The 23264-nt window shown below is 41.5% G+C and carries 21 protein-coding genes; 16 read left to right on the top strand and 5 right to left on the bottom strand.

Annotated features, from left to right (window positions below):
* The first annotated feature begins 14 nt into the window (after positions 1-14).
* Positions 15-686 (top strand): HAD-IA family hydrolase, encoded by a 672-nt coding sequence (locus D6853_RS02365; protein WP_207667202.1) that lies wholly within the window; start codon positions 15-17, stop codon positions 684-686.
* Here D6853_RS02365 and D6853_RS02360 read toward each other — a convergent pair.
* Positions 673-1701 (bottom strand): LacI family DNA-binding transcriptional regulator, encoded by a 1029-nt coding sequence (locus tag D6853_RS02360; RefSeq protein ID WP_120656195.1) that lies wholly within the window; start codon positions 1699-1701, stop codon positions 673-675. The genes D6853_RS02365 and D6853_RS02360 overlap by 14 nt on opposite strands.
* 207 nt (positions 1702-1908) lie before the next feature.
* Between D6853_RS02360 and D6853_RS02355 the strand changes: the two genes are divergently transcribed.
* The 6 genes from D6853_RS02355 to D6853_RS02330 are packed head-to-tail and all read left to right on the top strand — an operon-like array spanning position 1909 to position 8981.
* Positions 1909-3165: a Gfo/Idh/MocA family protein gene (locus D6853_RS02355; protein ID WP_199712989.1), complete on the top strand. Its 1257-nt coding sequence runs from the start codon at positions 1909-1911 to the stop codon at positions 3163-3165.
* A 44-nt stretch (positions 3166-3209) separates the two neighbouring features.
* Positions 3210-4556 carry a hypothetical protein gene (locus tag D6853_RS02350; RefSeq protein ID WP_120656194.1) on the top strand — a complete coding sequence of 449 codons (1347 nt, stop codon included), beginning with the start codon at positions 3210-3212 and terminating at the stop codon, positions 4554-4556.
* On the top strand, positions 4553-5458 hold the full coding sequence (locus D6853_RS02345; protein WP_243108270.1) for an ABC transporter permease: 906 nt from the start codon (positions 4553-4555) through the stop codon (positions 5456-5458). The genes D6853_RS02350 and D6853_RS02345 overlap by 4 nt, the downstream gene beginning before the upstream one ends.
* A complete protein-coding gene (locus tag D6853_RS02340) occupies positions 5458-6369 on the top strand; it encodes a carbohydrate ABC transporter permease (RefSeq protein ID WP_242948141.1) in 912 nt (303 codons plus the stop codon). Before D6853_RS02345 ends, D6853_RS02340 begins: the two co-directional genes overlap by 1 nt.
* A 36-nt stretch (positions 6370-6405) precedes the next feature.
* Positions 6406-7884: an ABC transporter substrate-binding protein gene (locus tag D6853_RS02335; protein ID WP_120656192.1), complete on the top strand. Its 1479-nt coding sequence runs from the start codon at positions 6406-6408 to the stop codon at positions 7882-7884.
* 8 nt (positions 7885-7892) lie between these two features.
* Positions 7893-8981, top strand: coding sequence for a phosphotransferase enzyme family protein (locus D6853_RS02330; protein ID WP_305781699.1), 1089 nt, complete (start codon positions 7893-7895; stop codon positions 8979-8981).
* Positions 8982-9054: 73 nt separating this feature from the next.
* Here the strand turns inward: D6853_RS02330 and D6853_RS02325 are convergent, their stop codons facing one another.
* Both D6853_RS02325 and D6853_RS02320 read right to left on the bottom strand, forming a co-directional pair.
* Positions 9055-10311 (bottom strand): hypothetical protein, encoded by a 1257-nt coding sequence (locus tag D6853_RS02325; protein WP_120656190.1) that lies wholly within the window; start codon positions 10309-10311, stop codon positions 9055-9057.
* Between the two features lie 90 nt (positions 10312-10401).
* Positions 10402-10845 carry a hypothetical protein gene (locus D6853_RS02320; protein WP_120656189.1) on the bottom strand — a complete coding sequence of 148 codons (444 nt, stop codon included), beginning with the start codon at positions 10843-10845 and terminating at the stop codon, positions 10402-10404.
* Between the two features lie 140 nt (positions 10846-10985).
* On the opposite strand from D6853_RS02320, the gene D6853_RS02315 reads away from it, so the two are divergent.
* From D6853_RS02315 to D6853_RS02300, 4 genes are all read left to right on the top strand, one after another.
* On the top strand, positions 10986-11882 hold the full coding sequence (locus D6853_RS02315; protein ID WP_120656188.1) for a hypothetical protein: 897 nt from the start codon (positions 10986-10988) through the stop codon (positions 11880-11882).
* A gap of 24 nt (positions 11883-11906) precedes the next feature.
* Positions 11907-14204: a DUF2339 domain-containing protein gene (locus D6853_RS02310; RefSeq protein WP_120656187.1), complete on the top strand. Its 2298-nt coding sequence runs from the start codon at positions 11907-11909 to the stop codon at positions 14202-14204.
* A 135-nt stretch (positions 14205-14339) separates the two neighbouring features.
* The gene (locus D6853_RS02305) at positions 14340-14669 is read left to right on the top strand and encodes a PadR family transcriptional regulator (protein ID WP_120656186.1); all 330 of its coding nucleotides are present in this window, start codon (positions 14340-14342) and stop codon (positions 14667-14669) included.
* Positions 14670-14671: 2 nt separating this feature from the next.
* A complete protein-coding gene (locus tag D6853_RS02300) occupies positions 14672-16111 on the top strand; it encodes a permease prefix domain 1-containing protein (protein WP_120656185.1) in 1440 nt (479 codons plus the stop codon).
* A 63-nt stretch (positions 16112-16174) separates the two neighbouring features.
* On the opposite strand, the gene D6853_RS02295 is transcribed toward D6853_RS02300, so the two are convergent.
* On the bottom strand, positions 16175-16582 hold the full coding sequence (locus D6853_RS02295; protein WP_120656184.1) for a GNAT family N-acetyltransferase: 408 nt from the start codon (positions 16580-16582) through the stop codon (positions 16175-16177).
* Positions 16583-17071: 489 nt separating this feature from the next.
* Positions 17072-17989: a LysR family transcriptional regulator gene (locus tag D6853_RS02285; RefSeq protein ID WP_120656182.1), complete on the bottom strand. Its 918-nt coding sequence runs from the start codon at positions 17987-17989 to the stop codon at positions 17072-17074.
* A 170-nt stretch (positions 17990-18159) separates the two neighbouring features.
* On the opposite strand from D6853_RS02285, the gene metE reads away from it, so the two are divergent.
* From metE to D6853_RS02260, 5 genes are all read left to right on the top strand, one after another.
* Complete coding sequence (metE, locus tag D6853_RS02280) at positions 18160-20412, top strand: 5-methyltetrahydropteroyltriglutamate--homocysteine S-methyltransferase (RefSeq protein ID WP_120656181.1); 2253 nt, start codon at positions 18160-18162, stop codon at positions 20410-20412.
* A gap of 15 nt (positions 20413-20427) precedes the next feature.
* Positions 20428-21288, top strand: coding sequence for a methylenetetrahydrofolate reductase [NAD(P)H] (gene metF / locus D6853_RS02275; RefSeq protein WP_120656180.1), 861 nt, complete (start codon positions 20428-20430; stop codon positions 21286-21288).
* A gap of 129 nt (positions 21289-21417) precedes the next feature.
* Complete coding sequence (locus D6853_RS02270; protein ID WP_120656179.1) at positions 21418-22608, top strand: cation:proton antiporter; 1191 nt, start codon at positions 21418-21420, stop codon at positions 22606-22608.
* Positions 22592-23002, top strand: coding sequence for a Fur family transcriptional regulator (locus D6853_RS02265; RefSeq protein ID WP_158588643.1), 411 nt, complete (start codon positions 22592-22594; stop codon positions 23000-23002). Before D6853_RS02270 ends, D6853_RS02265 begins: the two co-directional genes overlap by 17 nt.
* A 39-nt stretch (positions 23003-23041) precedes the next feature.
* Positions 23042-23239, top strand: a complete 198-nt coding sequence (locus D6853_RS02260) for an SEL1-like repeat protein (RefSeq protein ID WP_120656177.1) — start codon at positions 23042-23044, stop codon at positions 23237-23239.
* Positions 23240-23264: the final 25 nt, after the last annotated feature.

Raw genomic sequence — 23264 nt, 5'->3', positions numbered from 1 at the left:
AGAAAGGACCTGAGATGGGATACAAGAATATTTTATTTGACTTGGACGGAACACTTACAGATTCATCGGAAGGAATAATTAAAAGCGTTCTTTATACCTACGAAAAGATGGGATTAACGCCTCCGGCGGATGAGCTTCTTCCAACTTTTATCGGACCTCCGCTTGGCGACAGTTTTGTAAGATGCGGGGTAAAAGAAGAAAACTCCAGAGACGCGGTTGAGATATACAGAGAGCGTTACAATACGATAGGAAAGTTTGAAAACAAACCATATCCGGGCATGATAGAACTTTTGCAGAAGTTAAACGACGAGGGTTATAACCTATATGTCGCAACATCCAAGCCTGAGAAGACTTCTCTGGAAGTACTCGACCACTTCGATATGACTAAATATTTCAAAGAAGTTGCCGGGGCAACCTATGACGCTAAACGTGAGAAAAAAGAGGATGTTATCAGATATCTTTTGGATAAGATTTCTCTTGAAGACAAAGATGAGCTATCCGATACTGTTATGATAGGTGATACTACATATGATGTCACAGGTGCTGCAGAATTTAATATTCCTTGCATTGCAGTAACCTGGGGCTTCGGAGACCTCGAAGAGATGAAAGCCAAAGGTGCCATTGCAGTCGTAAATACCATGGAAGAATTGTATCGAGCAATTACCGCATTACCTAATCATTGGTAGACGCTCTGAGCACAATCTCCAGCGGAAGTGCGATCGTGCGAGGAAGCATGTCGTAGCCTTCCATGCGCTGCTTCAAGGTGTCGAAAGCGAGCGTACCCATCTGTGCTGTGTGAATACCGATCGTTGAAAGCGGCGGATTTGAGAAACGAGACATTTCAATGTTTGAAATACCCATAACGGCCACTTTGTCCGGAACCTTGATATCAAGATCATAAAGCGCGCGTAATACCGCCATCGCCATAAGATCGCTTGCAACCACAAATGCATCGGGGAGATATCCACCCTTATGCATTTTTTTAATTGCCTTAAAACATGCATCCTCCTGCCATTTGCAATCAACTGTCGTGCGAGGATCAATCGTAAGCTTGTGAGCATACATGGAACTTAAATATCCTCTGAAACGCTTGCTGTCTTCGAATGCAAGACCAGAAGGAGAAGCACCGAGAAATCCGATCTTCTTATAGCCTTTTTTATAAAGGGTATCAACAGCCATAGAAGCGGCTGCATAGTGATCGTAGATAATATTGTCTATGTCTGTGTGTGCCGTGTCTATTCCGACAATCGCCGGAACTTTTTTCTTAATAGAAGAATATATATCATTGCTCAAAGTGTTCATGAGAATGATACCGTCGAGTTTACCTGAAAAGAAGGTATCAACGATAGGAGTATCCTCAATCTCTTTGGAGGTAACAACGAAAGGGACACTACAGCCGTTTCGCCTTGCCTGCTCTTCTATAGCGGAAAGAATGCTAAGGAAGTAGGGATCGCTGTATTTATCCTTATCCGTGCTGATAACACAGCCAATCTGCTGCGGAGAATCATCGGATACGGAAGTACCCTGGCTTTTCTTTTTTACGCTTCCGGCAGGGGCTTTATAACCAAGCTTAGCTATTGCAGCCCAAACTCTTTCTTTGGTCTCCTCAGTCATTCTACCCATTGTGTCATGGTTTATAACGCGGGATACGGTAGCAGTCGAAACGCCCGCTTCTTTGGCAACATCTCTAATATTGCTCATAAACAGTCACCTCTTGTTTAGTAAACAAAGTCTAACTACTTTGAATTATAGGAGAGTTTTAACATAGTGTCAATTGATTGGCAAGTTGTTATTGTGTACAAAAATAGCCATCAAAAAGTGTATATTTCTCACATTTATCATTTTTGATCTCGATGATATAATCGAGGTAACAAAGTAGGAAACACAAGGTAACAAAAGGTAAACGGTATGGGGATTTCAGACAAGAAATTGGAGCTTGCTCTTATAGGAGCGGGACAAAGAGGCAGGATATATGCGGACTATGCTTTTGAGCATAAGAGGGCCAAGATAACTTTTTTGGTTGAGCCTGATGAGAACCGCAGAAGAGAAGCCAAGGAAAAATATGGATTGGATGATGCGCATGTATTTACGGACCCCGCGGATTTTTACAAGCTGGGGAAGGTATGTGATGCGCTTATTATTGCGACCATGGACAGGCAGCACTATGAGCATACAATGGGTGCGCTTGAGCTTGGATACGACATACTTCTTGAAAAGCCGATTTCTCCAGATCTTGATGAGTGTATCGGAATAAGGGACCTTGCCCTTAAGAACAAGTGTCGCATAATGGTCTGCCATGTGCTCAGATACACAGGTTTCTGGGCTACGCTCAAGAAGATAATAGATTCCGGAGAACTCGGAAAAGTCATAAACATTCAGCATAACGAGAATATCGGTAATTTCCATATTGCTCATTCTTTTGTAAGAGGTAATTGGAGAAACAGCGATATCACAAGTTCGCTTATTATGCAGAAGTCATGCCATGATATGGATCTTTTGACATGGCTGTGTAACAGCAAAGCTAAGAGCGTTTCATCCTTCGGTGAGCTGACATATTTTAATAAAGCTCATGCACCTGAAGGCAGTGCAGAGAGATGCTCCAAATGCGGAATTATGGATTGCAGATTTGACGCAAGAAAAGTCTATCTTCCGATTGCGGGTAACTGGCCTGCGACGGTTCTTTCCGTTGATCAGAGCGAGGAGAGCCTGATCAAAGCAATTGAGGAAGGACCATACGGAAGATGTGTATATAAGTGCGACAACAATGTTTGCGATCATCAGGTTGCAATATTTGAATTTGAAAACGGAATTCATGCTTCGTTTAATCTTAGCGGCTTTACAAACCGCATGTGCAGAACTATTAAGGTTATGTGCGAAAACGGTGAGATACGAGGCGATGATGAAAAGAATGAGATAGAGATTATTTGTTTTACATCCAACTGGCAGCAGGAACCTGAAGTAAAGACCTTAAATCCCGATGTGAGAGAGGGCTTCCACGGCGGAGGGGATGCCGGTCTTATGGAGCAGTTCCTCGATATGATACAAGGAGATGATGTTGAGAATCTCTCAGCGATAGAAAGATCTATAGAGAGCCACGTCATGGCAATCGCCGCAGAGAAGGCAAGAGTCGAGCACAGGATCGTTGAGATGAAAGAGCTCAGATAAAAGAGCTTATAAAAAGAAAAAAGTTTTGGAGTAAGAAGTACAAAATGGGAAAATTAAGTTTTAATTCTGTTTGTGAATATATAAAACCGGTCAATATGCCGGATAAGTTTGCAGGAGCTTATGAGAAGTGGAACGGAGAGGGCCACGTCGTAGGTGAAAAAGAATTGGATGATATTCTTGTTCGTTATTCACTTACAGACGATCAGAGTAAAAGACTTCACGGATATCTCAGACAAATAACCGATGATGAAAAAATATGTGATTATATTAAGTTCCTCGTTTGGACACAGTGCGACATAAGACGATACGAATACTTCATTGACTGCGACAACAATCTAAACGGAGCAGCTTTGGGAGAACTCGGCGAGACATTGGAATTCTTCATGCTCTTATCCTGTATCGCATATGCGAGGATCGACCTTGAAAACAGAATGATCCCCAAGGAGCTTTACGAGCAGATTCCATATCGCATGCTTGATGAGATAATGGAAAGATATCAAAAGAAAGAGACGCTTCGCATACTTGATATCCCATGGAAACTCAATTTCTTTTCACTTTCGATATATCTTTTTGACAGATTCTTATTTGTTCCGTGTAAGTTCGACGATCCGTATTACTTCTATAGAAGCGAAGACGGAGAGGTTATTGGAATTGCGATGGACGGTCTTAATGTAGACGATATGGGTCAGCTCATCCCCGAAGACGAGGAGCTTGCGGATCCAAACGGCGAAAAGAACGGGTATTACTTCGGAAGGTTTTCTGAAAAAAGAAAAACGGCCTTTACAACGACATTTAAGGAAACAGAAACCGAGATAATCGGAAATCGCATTTCTCCTTGCGGAACTATAACGACAAAAACCATTATCTTAAGCAAAGAAAAATATAAAAAGATACTTGAAAGAGATGACTGGATGATAGGCTTCCATATCCCTTCGGGAGACGGCTACACTCCGCAGAGAGTAAGAAATTCAATGACTCTCGCATGGAAGTTTTTTGAGAGGTATTATCCCGAGATTCCTTTTAAGGGATTCTGGTCTTCAAGCTGGTTGTATGACGGAAGGCTCTCAACACTTCTTCCTGATGACAGTAATATAGTCAGGGTACAGAGACAGTTCTTTAACTACACGGGTGGCTGGAACGGAGAATCAACTTACTATGAATTGTTCGGAGATGCAAAGCTACTTATCGAAGAGGTGCCGCAGGAGAGTTCACTGCAAAGAAAGCTGGCACAGTGCCTTAAGGACGGCAAAATATTCATCGATACGGGAATGGTTTATTTCCCTGAAGAACTAAACAAAGATTACAACAGACCAATCTATATAACAGACGAAGATCTGAAAGAGCAGGATGAGCTTTATGCAAGAATGGGATGGAAAGGAGGAACGTCATGAAAGCTGAATTTAAAAGACACTGGCAACTGTACCTTATGTGCGTTCCCGCGATAATCTATCTCATAATGTTCTGCTATATTCCGTACGGCGGACTGTGGATGGCATTTACCGACTACAACATAATCGACGGAATTTTCGGAAGCCGTTTTGTGGGACTTCAAAACTTTAAATACTTCTTCTCGGGAACGGGAATGGGTCCCAAGGTTATAGCCAACACGCTTATCATCAATGCTTGGGGACTTGTGCTTGGAACGATCATTCCGATCACGATCGCTATCTGTTTTAATGACGTACAGAACAAATTTTATAAAAAGATATCTCAGAGCATCATGTTTTTTCCGTACTTCCTTTCATGGGTTGTTGTAGGCGCGATAATTTACGCGTTCTTCTCAACAAGTACCGGAATAATCAACCAGTGGATCGCGGCAAGAGGTGACGAGATCATAAGGTGGTACGCCGAGCCAAAGTACTGGAAGCCGATCATAATCATCGCAGATGTTTGGAAGTGGTGCGGATATAACTCGATCATATACATGGCAGCGATGACTAACTTTGATAAGACGCTTTATGAGGCTGCACAGGTTGACGGAGCCAATAAGTTTATGCAGATAATGTATATCACACTTCCGCTCCTTAAGCCAACGGTTGTAGTGCTCATGCTTATGTCGATAGGTAGGATCTTCTTCGGAGATTTCGGAATGATCTACGGTATAGTCGGAAACAACTCACTTCTTTATGATGAGGTTGCAGTCATCGATACTTATGTTTACTCATCGATGAGAACGCTTGGATTTTCCTATACCACAGCGATAGGTCTTTTCCAATCCGTAATGGGACTGATACTCATTACGATATCCAACCATTTCGCTAAAAAAATAAATGAGGGGGAGGGACTGTTCTGATGGAAAAAAGAGCAACGATGAAAGTAAAAACCTCCGCCGCGGATAAAGCGGTAATAGCGTTCTCATATATATTTGTGGGATTTATCGCGCTGATATGTTTTATTCCGCTCCTCATGGTATTGTCGGTTTCATTTTCCAACAATACGGCGGTAGTACAAAAGGGATACTCAATATTCCCAAGAGAATTTACGTTGAACACGTATCTGTATCTTTTTGCACACAGTGGTATGAGGATACTAAGATCCTATGGAGTGACGATCTTCGTGACCGTTGCCGGAACGTTCCTTGCGATGATAGTGACAAGCATGTGTTCTTTTGCATTGTCCATAAAGAACCTTAAGTACAGAAATGCAATATCGTTTTTCTGCAACTTCACGATTATCTTTTCAGCAGGACTTATTCCGTGGTACTACATCTGTGTTAACTGGTATGGGTTCTCCAATAACTTTAGAGCACTTATATTCCCGTTGATACTGAATATGTTCAACATGTTCCTTTTAAGAACATATTTTTCGCAGGTTCCGTTTTCGCTTTATGAATCTGCAAGGATTGACGGAGCCGGATACTTTACGATATGGCACAAGATAGCGCTTCCGCTTACCAAGACGGGCATGATGACTGTCGGAATGATGTATGCGCTCTGCTACTGGAACGACTGGTGGAATGCTCTTATGTTTGTGGATAACAGGGACTACTTCCCTTTGCAGTACTATCTTTACAACATTTTGTCCAACGTAAATGCCATCAGTTCGGGACGAATTCCCGCAGGCGCGGCAGCGAATATTCAGCTTCCCGCAGAGACGGTAAAGATGGCGGTAACTATCGTGACTATCGGACCTATCATATTCCTTTACCCGTTCATACAGAAGTATTTCGTGGATGGAATCATGGCAGGTGCCGTTAAAGAGTAAGTTAAAGATGTTTCTTTAATTATAAGGAGGGTTAATATGAAAAAAAGGCTTATGAAAGCAATGGCTACTTTGCTGGCGGCAACGCTCGTGCTGACGGGCTGCGGCGGATCAAAGGTGGCTTCCGGCAAGACTCCCGAGGATAACGGAAAAGTTCGCATCCTGTATCCCGGAGAAGAGACGGATGCAATGGCAAACTTCATTAAGAACGAACTTAATCCCAGGTTAAAAGAAGAGATCGGCGAAGAAGTTGAGATCGTTTACAAGGGATGGGATCAGTACTGGGAGCAGAAAGATATCATGCTTGCAGCAGGTGAAGGCATCGATCTTTACTGGGACGGACTTGTTGATATCGGTATCATGGTAAATAAGAAACAGTGCCAGCCTCTTGATAAGCTTATCGAGGAGTATGGCCAGGATATGAAGAAGGTATTACCCGATTCACAGCTTTCAGGTGGTAAGGTTGGCGGAATCCAGTACGGTATTCCTTCAGCTTATGCACCGAGTTCTGCTATGTTCCAGCTTGTATGCGTAAGACAGGATCTTATGGATGAAGTAGGAATGACAGATATCAAGACAGCAGATGATCTTGCAGAGTATGCAGAGAAGGTCAAAGAAGCTCATCCCGAGCTCAGCGGACCTGCAGACATTATCTACAAGCCTCTTACAAGATATTTCCAGGATGAGCAGCTCACATGGTGCTCAGCAGGTGACACGGTTGTATATGGCGAAGATTCCAAGAAGGCTATGAACTTCTTTGAGACAGAGACCTTCAAAAAGGTTGCTGACTTTAACAGAAGCATGTATGAAAAGGGTATCTACAGAGACGAGCTTACAACCAACTACAACGAGCGTGACAGCCGTATGCAGCAGGGTACATATATTTGGGTAGAAGGATCTCTCGGAAAAGAGAATGAGATCATCAGCGCGGTTCGTGCAAATGCACCCGAAGCAACTCTTAAGAGCTATCTTCTTAAGCCTGAAGAGCCCAAGTATCTTATCTCTTGCGGCGGTGAGGTTCTCTGCGTACCTTATTCGGCTAACAATCCTATCGGTGCCATCAAGTTTGTAAACTGGATCTACACAAGCCAGGATAACTACATGTTTGCACTCTATGGACCCGAGGGTGAGAACTACACAATGAACGGTGACAGAATTGAGCTTAAGGATCCCGCATTTGAAGGATACTTCTATGAGTGGATGTTCCGTAACGTTAATTACCAGAAGTTCACATCAGACGTTCCCGAAGAGTTCATCGAGAGTTATCAGAAGTGGGATGACGGTGCGATTCCTTCAGATGTTATGGCATTCTATTTTGACAATACCAATGTAAAGAATGAGCAGACAGCTCTCGGCGAAATCTGGAACAAAGAAATCCAGCCCGTTATCTGCGGTTATGTTTCATATGATGAGGCTCACGACAAGATCGCTCAGGAACTCAAAGACGCAGGTATGGACAAGTATCTTGAAGAAGTTCAGAAGCAGCTCGATGAGTACTTTAAGACCGAAGGAAAGTAATTAAAGTTATGAGTATCGATGTACTTGGAATAGTTAATAATTTCAAATTGGAAGGGGACTTCATTTACAGTGAAGTCTATGGCTGCGGTCATATCAATGATACCTACGCCGTATATTTCAAAAGAGATAATGAAGCCCCTATTCGATACATTCTGCAGCGGATCAACACACAGATTTTTGATGCAAAAGAGCTTATGGAAAACATCTGCCTTGTTACCGATTATCTGAAGGATAAGATAAAAGAGGAAGGCGGAGATCCGGCCAGAAATACGCTGACTATCATTCCTACTGTTGACGGAAAGCTGTACTATGAAGACAGCGAACACGGCTGCTGGCGTATCTATAAATTCATCGAAGATACGATAACCTATCAGAGTGCGGCGGATGAAACGGTATCAAGAAATGTCGGAGCGGCTTTCGGACATTTCCAAAAGCAACTCGCAGACTTTGATGCGAAGAAGCTTTTTGAGATCATACCGAATTTCCACAACACGAGGATGAGGTTCGATGCACTTAAGAAGGCGATTGATTCAGACGTTAAGGACAGAGCTGAGTCTGCGAAAGATGCAATTTCTTTTGCACTAGAAAGAGAAAAGTACTGCGACGTTGTAACCGATAAGCTTGGTACAAAAGAGATTCCGTTTAGGGTAACTCACAACGACACCAAGCTGAACAACATACTTATCGATCCCGATACGGGAAAGAGCGTATGTATCATCGACCTTGATACGGTAATGCCCGGTTCTGTGCTTTACGATTTCGGTGACAGCAACCGCTTTGGTTCAAATACAGCGCTTGAGGATGAGACCGATCTTTCCAAGGTTTCTTTTGACCTTAAGATTTTCAAGGCATTTACGGAAGGTTTCCTTTCGGAAGTAGGAGATATACTTACAGATACAGAAAAAGAGCTTTTGGCATTTTCATGCATTTTGATGACATATGAGTGCGGAATAAGGTTTCTTGCCGATTACCTTGAAGGAGATGTTTACTTCAAGACCTCTCACGACACGCACAACTTAGAACGCGCAAGGAATCAGTTTAAACTGATAGAAGATATGGAATCAAAGCTTGAAGAGATGAAGGAAATAGTAGGATAAATAGAAATAAAAATGCCGGTTACGTTTATGAAATTCATAAGCGTAACCGGCTTCTTTTTTTCTATAATTCACATCATTTGTTTAGATCAATATATCCTGTCGCAAAGTTCAAGGATGGGTCCTGCTTGCATTCAAAGCTGAAGTTAATCTTTACATTGCGGTCTTTGAAGTTGTCATATTTTTTTCCGCCGGGATATAAAGGGTCTGTTATGAAGAAGTAGTCTGTCGGAATTATGTTATCATCTCTAATATAAGGAGATATTTCTTCGCCATCTATTATGAAGTCGTTCGAAGTAATAATAAAGCTTTTATCTGTCTTGTTAATTAATGTAAAAACATACCCCGGTTCATAATCATTATTTTCATAGACACTAAAGATGTCGATTTTATCATTTGAAAATATGAGATTTGAGTCTTCGGTTTGCGGGGCGTATCTGAAATCAGATGTAGTCTTGATAGTTACAGGATCGTTTAACTTGAAAACAGTATCATAATCTTTATTGCTACGCACTTCCAGTTCATTGAAGATCAGTTCACTGATCTGATCGGAATCGCCTTCGGAGAAATATATATTATCAAATATAACGACGTGACTGTTCTTTTTGAAAGTGTCATAAAAGATAAGCTGATTACCCTCAGAGAGACCACTGTTTCCGCAACAATAAAGACTTACACGGACATCTTCATCAGTACGGTTCTCTATGTCAAATTCAAGTACATATTCGCCATAATATGATGAATCAGCATGGTATCTATTTTCTGTATAAATACCTGTCAGAGCAAGCTTGAAATCATCGGTATCGCAGATGATACCGTCACCTTCTATGGAGTAGTCAGCCTTAGTGAATCTTTCAAATTTTTTTTCTATCGTTTCAGAGCTTCTATAGCGTGAAGAATAATTAGAGATTGCAATAAAAGTTCCTAATCCGATTATAAAGGCATTGATCACAACAAGAGCTATAATAGTCTTTTTGATTTTTTTTAAGGCAGCTTGTGCTTCTTTCTGAGCTTTAAACTCTCTTTGATCTATGATCTCTTTAGTCTGCTCATCTATGAACTCACTTTTTACATTGAATTTGGAAGTCCATTCAATATCTTTGTCATAGGCACCGCCGCACTGTGGGCATACCTTGTGAATCTTGGTGTCGATTTTTGCTCCGCAGTAATCGCAAGATATTATCGGGTCGTTAATCTTGAGATTTCTGGCCTGTTTCTCGGCAGCTTTTTTGACTTCATTTCTGCTTATAATATTTGATTTGATCTTACAGTAATGGACTATCTCGTAAATGAGATATATGAACAATCCCAAAATTAATATAATAATAGGCATGATAGAGTATCTTTCTTTATTTAATGAAGGCTGCCTTAGTTCTGATAAACTAAAGCAGCCCGACTTTTTTGCAAGATATAATATTGTTGATCAAGCGCTCTGCTTAAGTGACTCTGAAAGAGATGTGAGTCTGTCGAGAATAACCTGTAAGCTTCTCTCCTGATCGGGAATGTTCTTAAGCTTTTTCTTAATAGAGAACTGCTGTCTCTTCTTGCCTAATTTAAGGGCAGCAACTTTAATTCCGAGTCCATTGCTGATCTTAACCTTTGTGATCTCACTAAGGTTGATAGAACCTGTCTCCATGAGCTTGTCGTTCTTGAGTCCGCCGAATACTGCATAGTTGAGCTTATCGCCTGTAAGACCAATGTAGCAAGGGCGAGGTGATCCTCCAAGAAGAGCTCCGATAGCACCAAAGTACATTAAGATAGGGTACTGAGGGGGCATAACTGCATAAGCAGCAGCCTGATAAGTCTCACCCGGCTGAAGAAGCGGGTTAAGCATCTGATTCATCATTTCTGTTCCAACTTTTGCCATTTTTCGTTCCTCCGAATACTAATAATAATAAAGAATAAGCATATAGATTGTAGCATTCTGTAAAAAATAATGCAACATTTTGTTAAAACATGTTACAATAGAATTACAAAACGCTTATTTGATAGAAGGAGAAATGGATAATGAAAAAGAAAACGTTATTGATACCTGCGCTTATAATGGCAGCAACTACGCTTGCTGCATGTAGCTTTGGTAATGAGCAGGGAAATGATATCTCGGAAGAAAGTACATTAGCGACAACACAGGACAATACGGAAGATTCGGTTTCTGAGATGAGCTCTGCAGATGATTCTGCAAAAACAGAAACATCCGAAGCGGATGACGAGCAAGTTCCTGACAGCGACTTCTTTAGTTATGAATTGAAACCCGGAAAGACTGTGCAAGTTGATCTCGGTAGTGATAGTACTCCGGATACCATTACTCTTAACAAAGAACACTCGGATAAGTTCGGAATAGATTTTTACACTTTGGAAGTAAATGACCAGACCATAGACATTCTTTCGGAAGACAACGCTCCGGATTTTCAGACGGCAAAGTGTTATTACGTACATAAAGAAGAGTACGATTTTATCTTTGCTTCGCTGGAAGGCGATGCTTCAAAAAGGGAAGTCACCGATTATATGTGGAACGGAACCTCGCTTGATGAAGGTGAGCGCGTATCCGGATCAAAGTATTACGGGATAGACGAAAGTGCCGGTAGTGTACAGTACACAAGCGAGATGGAAGTTATAGAGAAATGGGAAGTCGCCACAGATTTATTCTTTGTTTCCGATGGGTTGACTACTGCAGATAAGTTTCTTACTATAACCAATCCGAAAGAACTTACATTAAAACAAGATGTAGAATTTGATGACGATGGAAGCGGAGAGGAACCTAAGTCCGCAAAAGCAGGGGATAAGGTGTATCCGACTTGCATTGCATACAGCAACAATGTAATGGGATTTGAGGATGAAAACGGTGAGTCTCTCGGCTATTTATATGTATCTGAGATAGAAGAAAAAGATCTTTTTGAAAAATAAATAATAACATTGGGAGAAAAGTGTATGGGACAAATTGAAGAGTTGGAAAAAGAGCTTGCGACGATCAGGTATCAGGTAAACCAAATACAGCAAGGATTGTCGCGAGCTGAAAATTATGTTCAGAACGCAAAGCGGGAGCAGATTATGTTGCAGCGGCAAATACAGGCGCGGCCCGGGATACAGCCAATGCAGATGCAGCAACCATATCAGGCGCAACAGACTCAACAGGCGCAGCAGACGCAAAATCAGCCGCCGCTTCAGAACGTTCAACAGCAAAATATTCCGCAGTACACACGTCAGTCGCAGCCTCAGACGATGTACAATGCGCTGACTTACAGGACTGCGCAGCCACTTCCGGGGCAGCAGCAAGGACAACCTACATTTCAGCCCGCGCAAGGACAACAGCCCGTGCAAGGGCAACGTTCCGGTGCACCGCAGAAAGCATGGCGTCCTGATCTTGAACAAGCTGCGACTGCTAATCCAAACTTTGTTCCGAAGAAAAAGGGTTCCACAGAGTCATGGATTGGTAAACATCTCATGGGTGTGCTTGCAAGTGTCCTTATTTTTATAGCACTTATTCTTTTTGCAAGTCTTATTATTCCGTACCTTAATGATGCGTTTAAGATAGGATTGATGTTTGTTGTAAGTATAGCGCTTACGGGCTTTGCTTTCTATGAGCATAAGAAGAGACCTGATAATACGTTCTTTACAGCCCTTCTGGCATGCGGACTTGGCTGTGGATATCTGTCGGTGCTTGTGACCAGAATATATTTCAAGGCGATTAGCGATCTGGTTATGTATATACTCCTTCTTGTTTGGGGTGGAATTGTACTATATATGGGAAAAAAGGAAAGCAAGCTTTTTCAGGTTATCGGAAACATCGGATACATTATCTCTGCGCTTTTAGCATATGATCTGAAAGTTGAAGCGCTGGTGCTTCCTTTGCTTGTATACCTTTTGGTAATGGGCGCGGCTTTTCAATACAATTTCCGCAAAAACAGAATTCAGCAAATGGTACAAAGCGCAATCAACCTGGGAATTATTTTTTATTTTGCGACGATAATCGGAAGGCATATTGATGTTAGTATTTCACTGACTATAGCTGCATCTGTTATTGTATGCATCAGCGCTGCTTATCTTGCATATTTCTTATTTGGAGACAAGCTGATTAAGGGTGCCTATAATACATACTTTGCTTTTACGAGCGCAATTGTCTTTTTTGCTTCATACTTATTGCTTGGAAAGTGCTTGGGTACGGCCAAATGGATCGATCTTATAGTATTCTTTGTTGTTGCGATAACAGCAGAGGCGGCAGTTCTGCTTAGAAGAAATGAGCAGGAAGATGAAGTGGCAAGCTTCTTCACGAGCTTTTGGATAATTGCCTGGTTCTGTGTTGCGGAGTTTATCACTTATGTGGAATACAGAGAGTTCTTCAATACAGGAGCCCTTTTTGCGGCACTTCTTCCTATCGCAATTTATGGTGCGAAGAAGAACTATACGCTGTTTAGGATTCAGGCTTTTGTAATGGCAATTCTCATGACGGGACTTGAATTGTTTGCAGCAAGAAGCGTTGTATTTTGTTTGGCTTTATTTGCATATGCACTCACAGTATTTATTTTTGAAGGGATTATTGTCAATAAGAGAGTTGAGTATAAGAGTATTTACTATTTTTATGTTCTGGGCGCAATTGCAATACTTATGCCTACGTTTCTTGATTCAAGAGCAATCTTTAATGATGATATAAGACGTATGGCTGTAGTCGCTCCGATTGGATTATTCAACGCTGCAATGATGCTGCTTAAGCTCGACAGAAATGATGAGGGTGTGAGCAACTCTTCGCTTTTGATAGCACTAAATATAATAAATTCTTTTGGAATGCTTTTGGGATTATATAATATGCTTGACGTTGACGATCCGATCCTTCAGGGGATAAGTGTTGCATTTACGGTTGCGCTTGCATGCATTAACCTGCGCAGACATTTTGCGTCAAACAATGGCGAAAAGTTGTATGCAGGAATTAAGTTTGGCATTATACTTTTGGCCTCTCTTTTCAGCTATAATGCAGCAGGCTACATTGTCAGTGTTGCGATCTTGGCATTCGGTATCCTATGCATCATTATAGGATTTAATAAGCGCTTCGGGGCAAAAGAGCTTCGAATATACGGATTGGTGCTGTCTATGATCTGTGTTGTTAAGTTTATTATGATTGATATTACTTATGAAAACACTATCGGACGTGCCATAAGCTTCCTTATAAGCGGAATCTTGTGCTTCGGAATCAGTGCAATTTACAATTATTTTGAAAAGCAAGGACAGCAGTAATAAGACACAAACAAAGAGTCGGATGCTTGTATGATCGTCATAAAAGTATCCGGCTTATTTTTTCTTGACATATATCGGACATCGATATAGTATATAGATAACCGATATATAGATGTTCGATATAAGGAGGTAAATATGGCGGTTGATAAATCTCTTTTAACGGGAAGTATGACAATGCTTATTTTAAAATTACTTTCTGAAAAAGATATGTATGGATATGAAATGATAGATACTCTGAGAAAGAGATCGGAGAACGTGTTTGAACTCAAGGCGGGAACTCTGTATCCTTTGCTTCACGGCCTTGAGGATAAGGGGATGCTCAAAGTTTATGAGCAGGAATATCTTGGTAAGACAAGGAAGTATTACAGTATTACCAAGGAGGGAAAGAAACTTTTGAAACGCAAAAAGGAAGAGTGGAATGTATATTCGGGAGCGATCGCGAATGTGCTGACAGTAGGAGTTTGACTATGGAAAATTACATCAATAAGTTACTGGAGCAGGTGAGATTTACAAAAGCTCACAAGATGATAGCCGATGAGATCAGGTCACATATGGAAGATCAGATCAAAGCTAATATTTCCGAAGGAATGGAGCCTGAGGCTGCGGAGAAAAGAGCTGTTGAAGACATGGGAGATCCCGTTGAAGCAGGTGTCTCTCTTGACAGGGTTCATAGACCGCAGATTGCATGGGGAGTGATAATAGCGGCTGTTGTTATAGCTATAATAGCAATAATAGTACATATCTATATGAGCAATGAAGTAATAACAGGCTACAAAATATCTATTTCCGGAGGCCGATTGGTATCAGAAGGTACATTGTTTGCCGTTTATACAATAGAGGGAATTGTTGTGATGTTACTTCTTTATCTTGTAGATTATACAACGATCGCGAAGTACTCTAAGCTCGTGGCGACAGTATTATTGGGAGCTAATTTTGTATCAAGCTATGCATATTTTACTATGCGAGCTATTAACGGGGTTCCGGGCATGGGAGAAGCAGGCTTTTTTCATTTACTGTGTGCTCGGATGTATGGATATGCGTCATCGCTTATTGTTTTAATGATCCCACTTTTTGCGGGGATACTATATAAGTATAAGGGGCAAAAGACAGGAGCTTTAGTTAAGTCGCTTCTTTGGATATTTGCAACAGCCGTATGTATGTCTTATAAAACAGGAATCGGGTGGGAACATTCCAGCACAGTGGTTATGGCATTTTGCATGCTCATAGAGCTTACTGTCGCAATAAAAAAAGAATGGATAAAAGTTCCAAAGATTCCTGCTATTGCATCCGCATGGTCTTTGTTTACAGTAATTCCGGTGGCTATTACAGGCCTTTTGTATAAAAACAGAATGCTTGAATATGGACATATGGAACGAATACGCAGCTTTTTTATTCCGAATACGGAAATGAATAGGATTAAAGAAATAAACAGTGGTCTTGTTCTGATTGGAAGTGGTTCTGTCAGTAGACTTGGCGGGAAAGTGAATGTTTCAACCAAGAACTTATTGGGACAAATACGATGGATCACTCACGAGTATATACTGACGGGGATAGGAGCTACTTTGGGTATAGCCGTGGTATTGGCTGTGGTTATAGCTGTAGCGGGCCTGATATTTTTGGGAATTATATCTTCATGTAAGTCCAAGAATCAGTTGGGCCAGGTAATGGGAAGCGGATGCATGATGTGGCTTGCGTTATATGCTGTTGTCAATATATGTGTAGGATTTGGAATCCTGTCACCGTATTTCGGATCTTTCTTCCCGTTCCTTTCATACAACAGATTGAGCACATCTTATGCCTTTCTTGGAATAATACTGAGTATATATAAATACAAAAATGCCTATCCTGCGCATGTGGATATTGGAATTTTGAAAAAGAAAAAAGAATTGGATAAAGAATGCGTTTAACTTGAGTTTTAAAAAGTTCCGATCACTTTTATGAATATCATAATTGTGACCGGAACTTTTATTTTAAATTTTCTTTATATAAAAATACTTGCTGAGCTTGGGATCTTTATCTTCGCGGACAAATTCAAGTTCATATCCAAGTTTCTTATAAAAACCGGGTGCCTGAAAACCGAAAGTCGTAAGTGCTATTTTTTCATAGCCTTTCCCTTTGTAATTATCTTCTACGGCACGAACAAGCTTGCTTCCGACTCCGCTCTTTCTGCAGTTCTTGCCGACGATAAGATCGCCGATGTGAACCTCGTTGTAGTATGCGCGTCCCGTGATCACACCTATTATTTCTCCTTCATCTTCCGCCGCAAAGCAAAATTCCTCATAGTTAAGCGCTACTTCGCACTGCGTAGCGTAGCCTGAAAATTCGTTGTTGATAAATTCGTCTATTCTGTTATCTACTTTAACCTGTTTGATTTCCATATTTTTTTCTGCCTTATTTGAGAGTATTGTTGTATTTTTTGTTTGTTATAGGATAACCATAGTTTCCTCTGAGCCAACCATATATTATCATAGGTACGACCAAAAGGCATGCCTCAAAAAAACACCAAAAACAATAGCGAAGATGATATACGGTAGTATATAAACTTTGTTTGTCGAAAGCGTAATATTTCTTATCGTTAATAATGATTACATAGATAGGTATAGTACCTTCTTTTTCATGTTCGTCTTGAATTACTATATGGTCGCCGTTTGATAATTCAAGAGATATCTCATAATACATTCTCCTGGGACCATCTTTGTGACATCTTGTAACAGTGGCTTCGTATTTAGTGATATTGTTGCTGTTATCGGATATCCATTTAGCTTGTATCTTTAAAAATGACATAACGCTGATAATGAGTAGCGGTATGCATATAGCGTACATGATCATAAGTAATATATTTAATTGATATAATGCCGGGCGTTTTCTCACTTTTTTTTCTTTTCCTGTGCAGTAATTCCTTTTAGCAATTTAATATATTCATTCGTAAGTGTTGTCGGTTTGATACCGTTAGGAAGAATATATCCGACTTCCATGTAATCGTCAACTTTAAGAGGTCTGGCGACGATATTGGGACCGTTGAGCTTATCATTTATGATTCCGCTGCAGATCGTATAACCGTTCATACCGATGAGCAGGTTAAAAAGAGTGGCTCTGTCGCAGACAACAAGTTCTTTATCACAGTCCATGGTGCTGAGGATCTCTTCCGAAAAGTAGAAGGAGTTGTGGTTGCCCTGCTCGTAGGACAGTCTCGGGAAAGGCGCGAGATCTTCAAGCTTTATGGATTTCTTTTTCGCAAGCGGAGAATCCTTTCCGACAAATACGTGAGGTTTGGCTTTAAATAAAGGCTCGAAGGACAGATTGTTGTCCCGAAGAGTCTTTTTGATTACTGTCTCATTGAAGCTATTCAAATAAAGAACGCCGATCTCGCTTCGAAGATGCGCGACGTCGTCGATGATATCGAAAGTCTGAGTCTCTCTCATATGGAACTCGTATTTGTCGCCGCCGTACTCTTTTAACAACGCAACGAAAGCTTCGACAACAAAAGAGTAGTGCTGCGAAGAAATGCAGAATCTTAACTTGTTGGAAGTTTTGCCCGTATATCTTTCATCTATAAGGCTCGCCTGCTCCAGGATCTGGCGGGCGTAGCCAAGAAACTCATCACCTTCCGGAGTCAGAGTTATTCCCTTTTTGGATCTGTTAAATATAGTGATCCCGTATTCACTTTCAAGCTCCTGTATAGCCGCTGTGAGTGACGGCTGAGCTATAAAAAGTTTTCCCGCCGCTTCTGTTATGCTGCCGGTATCGGCAACTGTCACTATGTAATTTAGCTGCTTTAAAGTCATGTTTTTTTCTACCCTTACGATTTGTTGTCTATATATTATCCATAATTATCATCTGATATTATACCACTTATCATAGATTAAAACTATGGATAACCGACATAAATAGATATTATACCTATCGTCTCGCTAGGCGTATACTTCTCATACAAAGATCAGAAAGGGGTAGAACAGTGAGAACAGCGGTAATAGGTTATCCCAGAGTGGGAAAAGACAGAGAGCTTAAATTTGCTTCAGAGAAATATTTTAAGAACGAGATTACGGAAAAAGAGTTAAAAGAGATTGCGCAGGAGCTTAGAAAAGAGCATCTGGCAGTACAGAAAGAAAACAATATAGATTTCATTTCTTCAAATGATTTTTCTTTTTATGACAACATGCTTGATACAGCGGTGCTTTTCAATATCATTCCTAAGAGATACAGGGATCTGAATGTATCGGAGCTCGATACGTATTTTGCTATGGCGAGAGGTTATCAGGGGGAGAAAGGTAACGTCAAAGCACTTGCCATGAAGAAGTGGTTCAATACAAATTACCACTATATTGTGCCTGAGATTGAAGATGATACGAGGGTGGAGCTTGTAGGTAACAAGCCTTTTGAAGAGTACAGAAATGCGTATGCACAGGGTGTGGATACCAAGGTCGCTATAATAGGACCTTTCACTTTCCTTAAGCTTGCAAAGTATGTAGGAAGTAAGACACTCAGCGACTTTGCGGATGCTTTTGCGGACGAGTACGTTAAGCTTCTTGATAAGTTAAATGCGGATAATGTTTCATGGATCGAATTTGATGAGCCTTATCTTGTGAGAGATCTTGACGTGGCAGATATCGAAATTTTCGAGGAACTTTATAAGAAGATCCTTGCAGGAAAGAAGGGAGTTAAGGCTCTCCTTCAGACATATTTCGGTGACGTGAGAGACGCATACGGTAACATCACAGCGCTTGATTTTGATGCCATCGGACTTGATTTCCTTGAAGGAAGAAAGACACTTTCTCTTGTAAAAGAGAACGGCTTTCCAAAGGATAAGCTTCTTTTTGCAGGACTTGTAAACGGTAAGAATATTTGGAGAAATAACTACGAAAAGACAATTGAAGTTCTTGATGAACTTAAGAAGGCGCTTGGCGGCGATGAGAATATAGTCCTTAACACTTCTTGTTCTCTTTTGCATGTGCCTTATACACTTGATAGCGAGACCGATCTTTCGGAGGATATTAAAAAGCATTTTTCTTTTGCAAAAGAAAAGCTTTCTGAGCTTAACGAGCTAGCGAATATTACGGATGAAGCTCTTTTGGCAAATAAGAAATTATTGGAAAACAGAGAAGGTAGCGTAGATCAGGCAGTAAGAAAAAGAGTGGCGGATATCAAAGACGCTGATTATACAAGGTTTCCCGCATTTGAAGAAAGAGAAGAGATCCAGAAAAAAGAGTTGGGTCTGCCTGCTTTCCCTACGACAACAATCGGTTCTTTCCCTCAGACAGCGGATGTCAGAAAGAACAGACAGCTCTTTAGAAAGGGTGAGATCAGCAAAGAAGAGTACGTTGAATACAACAAGAAGAAGATAAAAGAGTGTGTTGATCTCCAGGAGGAGATCGGACTCGATGTGCTTGTGCATGGTGAGTTTGAGAGAAACGATATGGTCGAGTACTTCGGAGAACACCTCGAAGGTTATGTATTTACCAAGAAGGCGTGGGTTCAGTCATACGGAACAAGATGTGTTAAGCCTCCGATCATCTGGGGCGACGTATCAAGAAAGAGGCCAATTACAGTCGAGTGGTCCAAGTATGCCAAGAGCTGCACTAACAAGCCTATGAAGGGAATGCTCACAGGTCCCGTTACCATACTTAACTGGTCATTCCCGAGAGAGGATATCTCTATAAAAGACAGCACGCTTCAGATTGCGCTTGCAATCCGTGATGAGGTTCTTGACCTCGAGGCAGCGGGAATCAATATCATTCAGATCGATGAGGCGGCGCTAAGAGAAAAGCTTCCCTTAAGAAAATCCGACTGGTACAGTGAGTATCTTGATTGGGCAATACCCGCGTTCAGACTTGTTCACAGCGGTGTTAAGCCACAGACTCAGATTCACACGCATATGTGCTACAGCGAGTTTACGGATATCATTCCCGCGATTGATGCTATGGATGCCGATGTTATCACATTTGAGGCGTCTCGTTCGGATCTTCAGATCCTTGATTCGCTCAGAGAGAATAACTTTAAGACAGAAGTAGGTCCCGGCGTATACGACATCCACAGCCCGAGAGTGCCGTCAGTTGAAGAGATCGTGAGCGCACTTGGTAAAATGAGAAGTAAGATTGAGGATAAAAAGCTCTGGATCAATCCCGACTGCGGACTTAAGACAAGAGGAGAGACTGAGACAAAGGCAAGCCTCATAAATCTTGTAAAGGCTGCACAGATTGTAAGAGCGTAAAAGAGAGAAATAAAAATGAAAGTATCGGAAATATATAAGAGCGGAAAGAAGACATTGTCATTTGAGATTTTTCCGCCCAAAAAAGATGAAGCACTTAAGAATATAGATGCAACGCTTGAAGTTCTGACGGAGCTTAAGCCTGATTTTATCAGCGTGACTTTCGGAGCCGGCGGATCTTCGAATCGCAACAAGACTATAGATATTGCAAAAAAGATCAAGCATGAATATCATGTTGAACCTGTTGTGCATCTTACGGGGCTTCAGTATGACAAGAATGAGATTGATGAGTTTGCGCGCGTTATGAAGGACGAAGGGATTGAAAATGTCCTTGCACTTCGCGGAGACCGCAATCCTCAGCTTGTTGAAAAGGATGATTTCAAGCATGCGAGCGATGTCATTAAGTACTTGAAAGAAAAGTATGATTTCTGTCTTCTCGGTGCTTGTTATCCCGAATGCCATCCCGAATCGGAAAGCAGGGTTTCGGAGCTTAAAAATCTAAAAAAGAAAGCGGACAGCGGAGCAAGTGCGCTGCTGTCACAGCTCTTTTTTGACAACGATAAGTTCTTTAATTTCTATGATGAATGCAGGATCGCGGATATCAATATTCCGATCATCCCGGGAGTTATGCCTGTTATAAACGCTGCTCAGATAAAGCGTATGATCACGATGTGCAACGCTTCTTTTCCCGAGCGTTTTCAGAAGATCATAAACAGGTATGAGGACAACAAAGAAGCATTGTTTGATGCGGGAATGTCCTATGCCCTAAGTCAGATAATCGATCTTCTTGTAAGCGATATCCAAGGCATACATCTATACACAATGAACAATCCGCTTGTTGCCCGCAGAATATGCGAGGGAATAAGGAATATAGTTTGATTGGCATTGCCCCGATCGTGCACTGTAAAAACGGCGCATTATCGGGGTTTTTCCGTTCTATGGAAAAGTTGCAATAAATGTGCAATAATGTATCCGAAGTAAACGAAACAATAGAGGGATTATGAAAAAATGGATACTTTGTTAGTCTTGAGAAATTTGGCGATAATTATTGTCGCAGCCAAGGCGTTTGGGCTTTTGGCGAGAAGGTTGAAGGCACCGCAGGTTGCGGGTGAGATTGTGGCAGGCCTTTTGATAGGACCTACTCTTTTTAACATTGTCCAGGCGGATGATTTTCTGTCAGGAATGGCGGAGATCGGTGTTATTCTCCTTATGTTCAGTGCCGGACTTGAGACTGATATAGATAAACTTAAAAAATCCGGTGTTAAGGCGACAATCCTTGCATGCGCGGGAGTTGCGATCCCACTTGTTCTGGGAACGATCATGTACATGTGCTTCTACGGCTTTGCTCAGCCGGGAACTACCGGATTTATCCAGGCTCTTTTTATAGGAACGATTCTTACCGCTACTTCCGTCAGCATAACCGTGCAGGCGCTCAGAGAACTTGGAAAGATCTCTACGGAAGTCGGAACGACGATAATGAGCGCGGCAATCATCGATGACGTCATAGGTATCGTGGTACTTACAGCCGTTATCGGGCTTAAGGATGCCAACGCCAACCTCGGAATGGTATGTATAAAGACAGTTCTTTTCTTTATAGTTTCGCTTGTTGCCGGAATTTTGATCTTTAAGATAATGCAAAGGCTCGATGCAAGGTGGACACATACAAGAAGAATTCCGATCATTGCGATGGCACTGGCATTTGTTTTATCTTATGTTGCTGACAAATACTTTGGTGTTGCCGATATCACAGGTGCATTTGTTGCGGGTATTATCTTAAGTTCACTTGACGACAAGGCATACATCGACAGGAAGATGGACATCAATTCATATATGATCTTCGGACCGGTGTTCTTTGCAAGCGTAGGACTTCAGACCAATCTCAGAGAAGTGGATATGACTATCCTTGTATTTTCACTTGCGTTTGTTGCTGTGGGACTTCTCGGAAAGGTTTTCGGCTGCGGACTTGTTGCCAAGGCTCTTGGATATGATACTTCCGATTCACTTAAGATCGGTATCGGAATGATGACAAGAGGCGAAGTTGCGCTTATCGTTGCGCAGAGGGGACTTAAGACCGGCATTATAGACGGAAGATATTTTACAGCGGTTATTTTACTTATAGTTATAAGTTCGATAATGACACCTATCTTACTAAAGGCTATTTACGCTTCGGATGAGAGGAAAAATGAAGGGCGAGTATAAGACAAAAGCAAGAAAGTGCATAGTTGATTTTCTAAAGGCTCATGCCGACACAAGATTCACGGTGCGTGAGATCTACGATCAGGTAGGCGCTCAGGCCGGTGGGATCGATAAGACCACGGTATATAGGAATCTTGAGAGACTCTGCGACCAGGGCGAGATAATCAAGATAAAAGAGCCTAATCAGGACTCTTGGTTCTTCCAGTATTCGGAGGATCACAAACACTGCAATTCACATATGCATGCGCAGTGCTCCGAGTGCGGCAAGGTTTTCCATCTTGAGGAGGACTTCGTCGAAGAGTTTGAAGAGAAGGTCCGCAAGGAGTACGGACTTGACGTAAATCTCGGAAAGACTGTGATAGTCGGCAAGTGCGATGATTGTAAGAAAAAAGATTGATGATATGTGAGCTGTAAGCTCTTTTTGAAAGGAAATAAAATGGATAAGAAACAAAAGCTCTTGGATCTCATAGACAGAGCGGGAAAAGGAAGCATAGAAGCCGCGGAGCAGATCGCGGAAGGCTATTTCAAAGGCTCTTTTGGTGAAAAGAATCATGAAAAGGCCAGGAAGTGGGCTTCATATGCTGCCAAGCACGGAAGCGAAACAGCGGAAAATATACTCGCGTCATTAGACTGAGAATATATAAATACATAAATTTAGG

The sequence above is a fragment of the Butyrivibrio sp. X503 genome, from assembly GCF_003625475.1.
Taxonomy (GTDB): domain Bacteria; phylum Bacillota; class Clostridia; order Lachnospirales; family Lachnospiraceae; genus Butyrivibrio.
The sequence above is the reverse complement of the archived record's forward strand: the minus strand, read 5'-3'. Positions and strand labels throughout refer to the sequence as shown.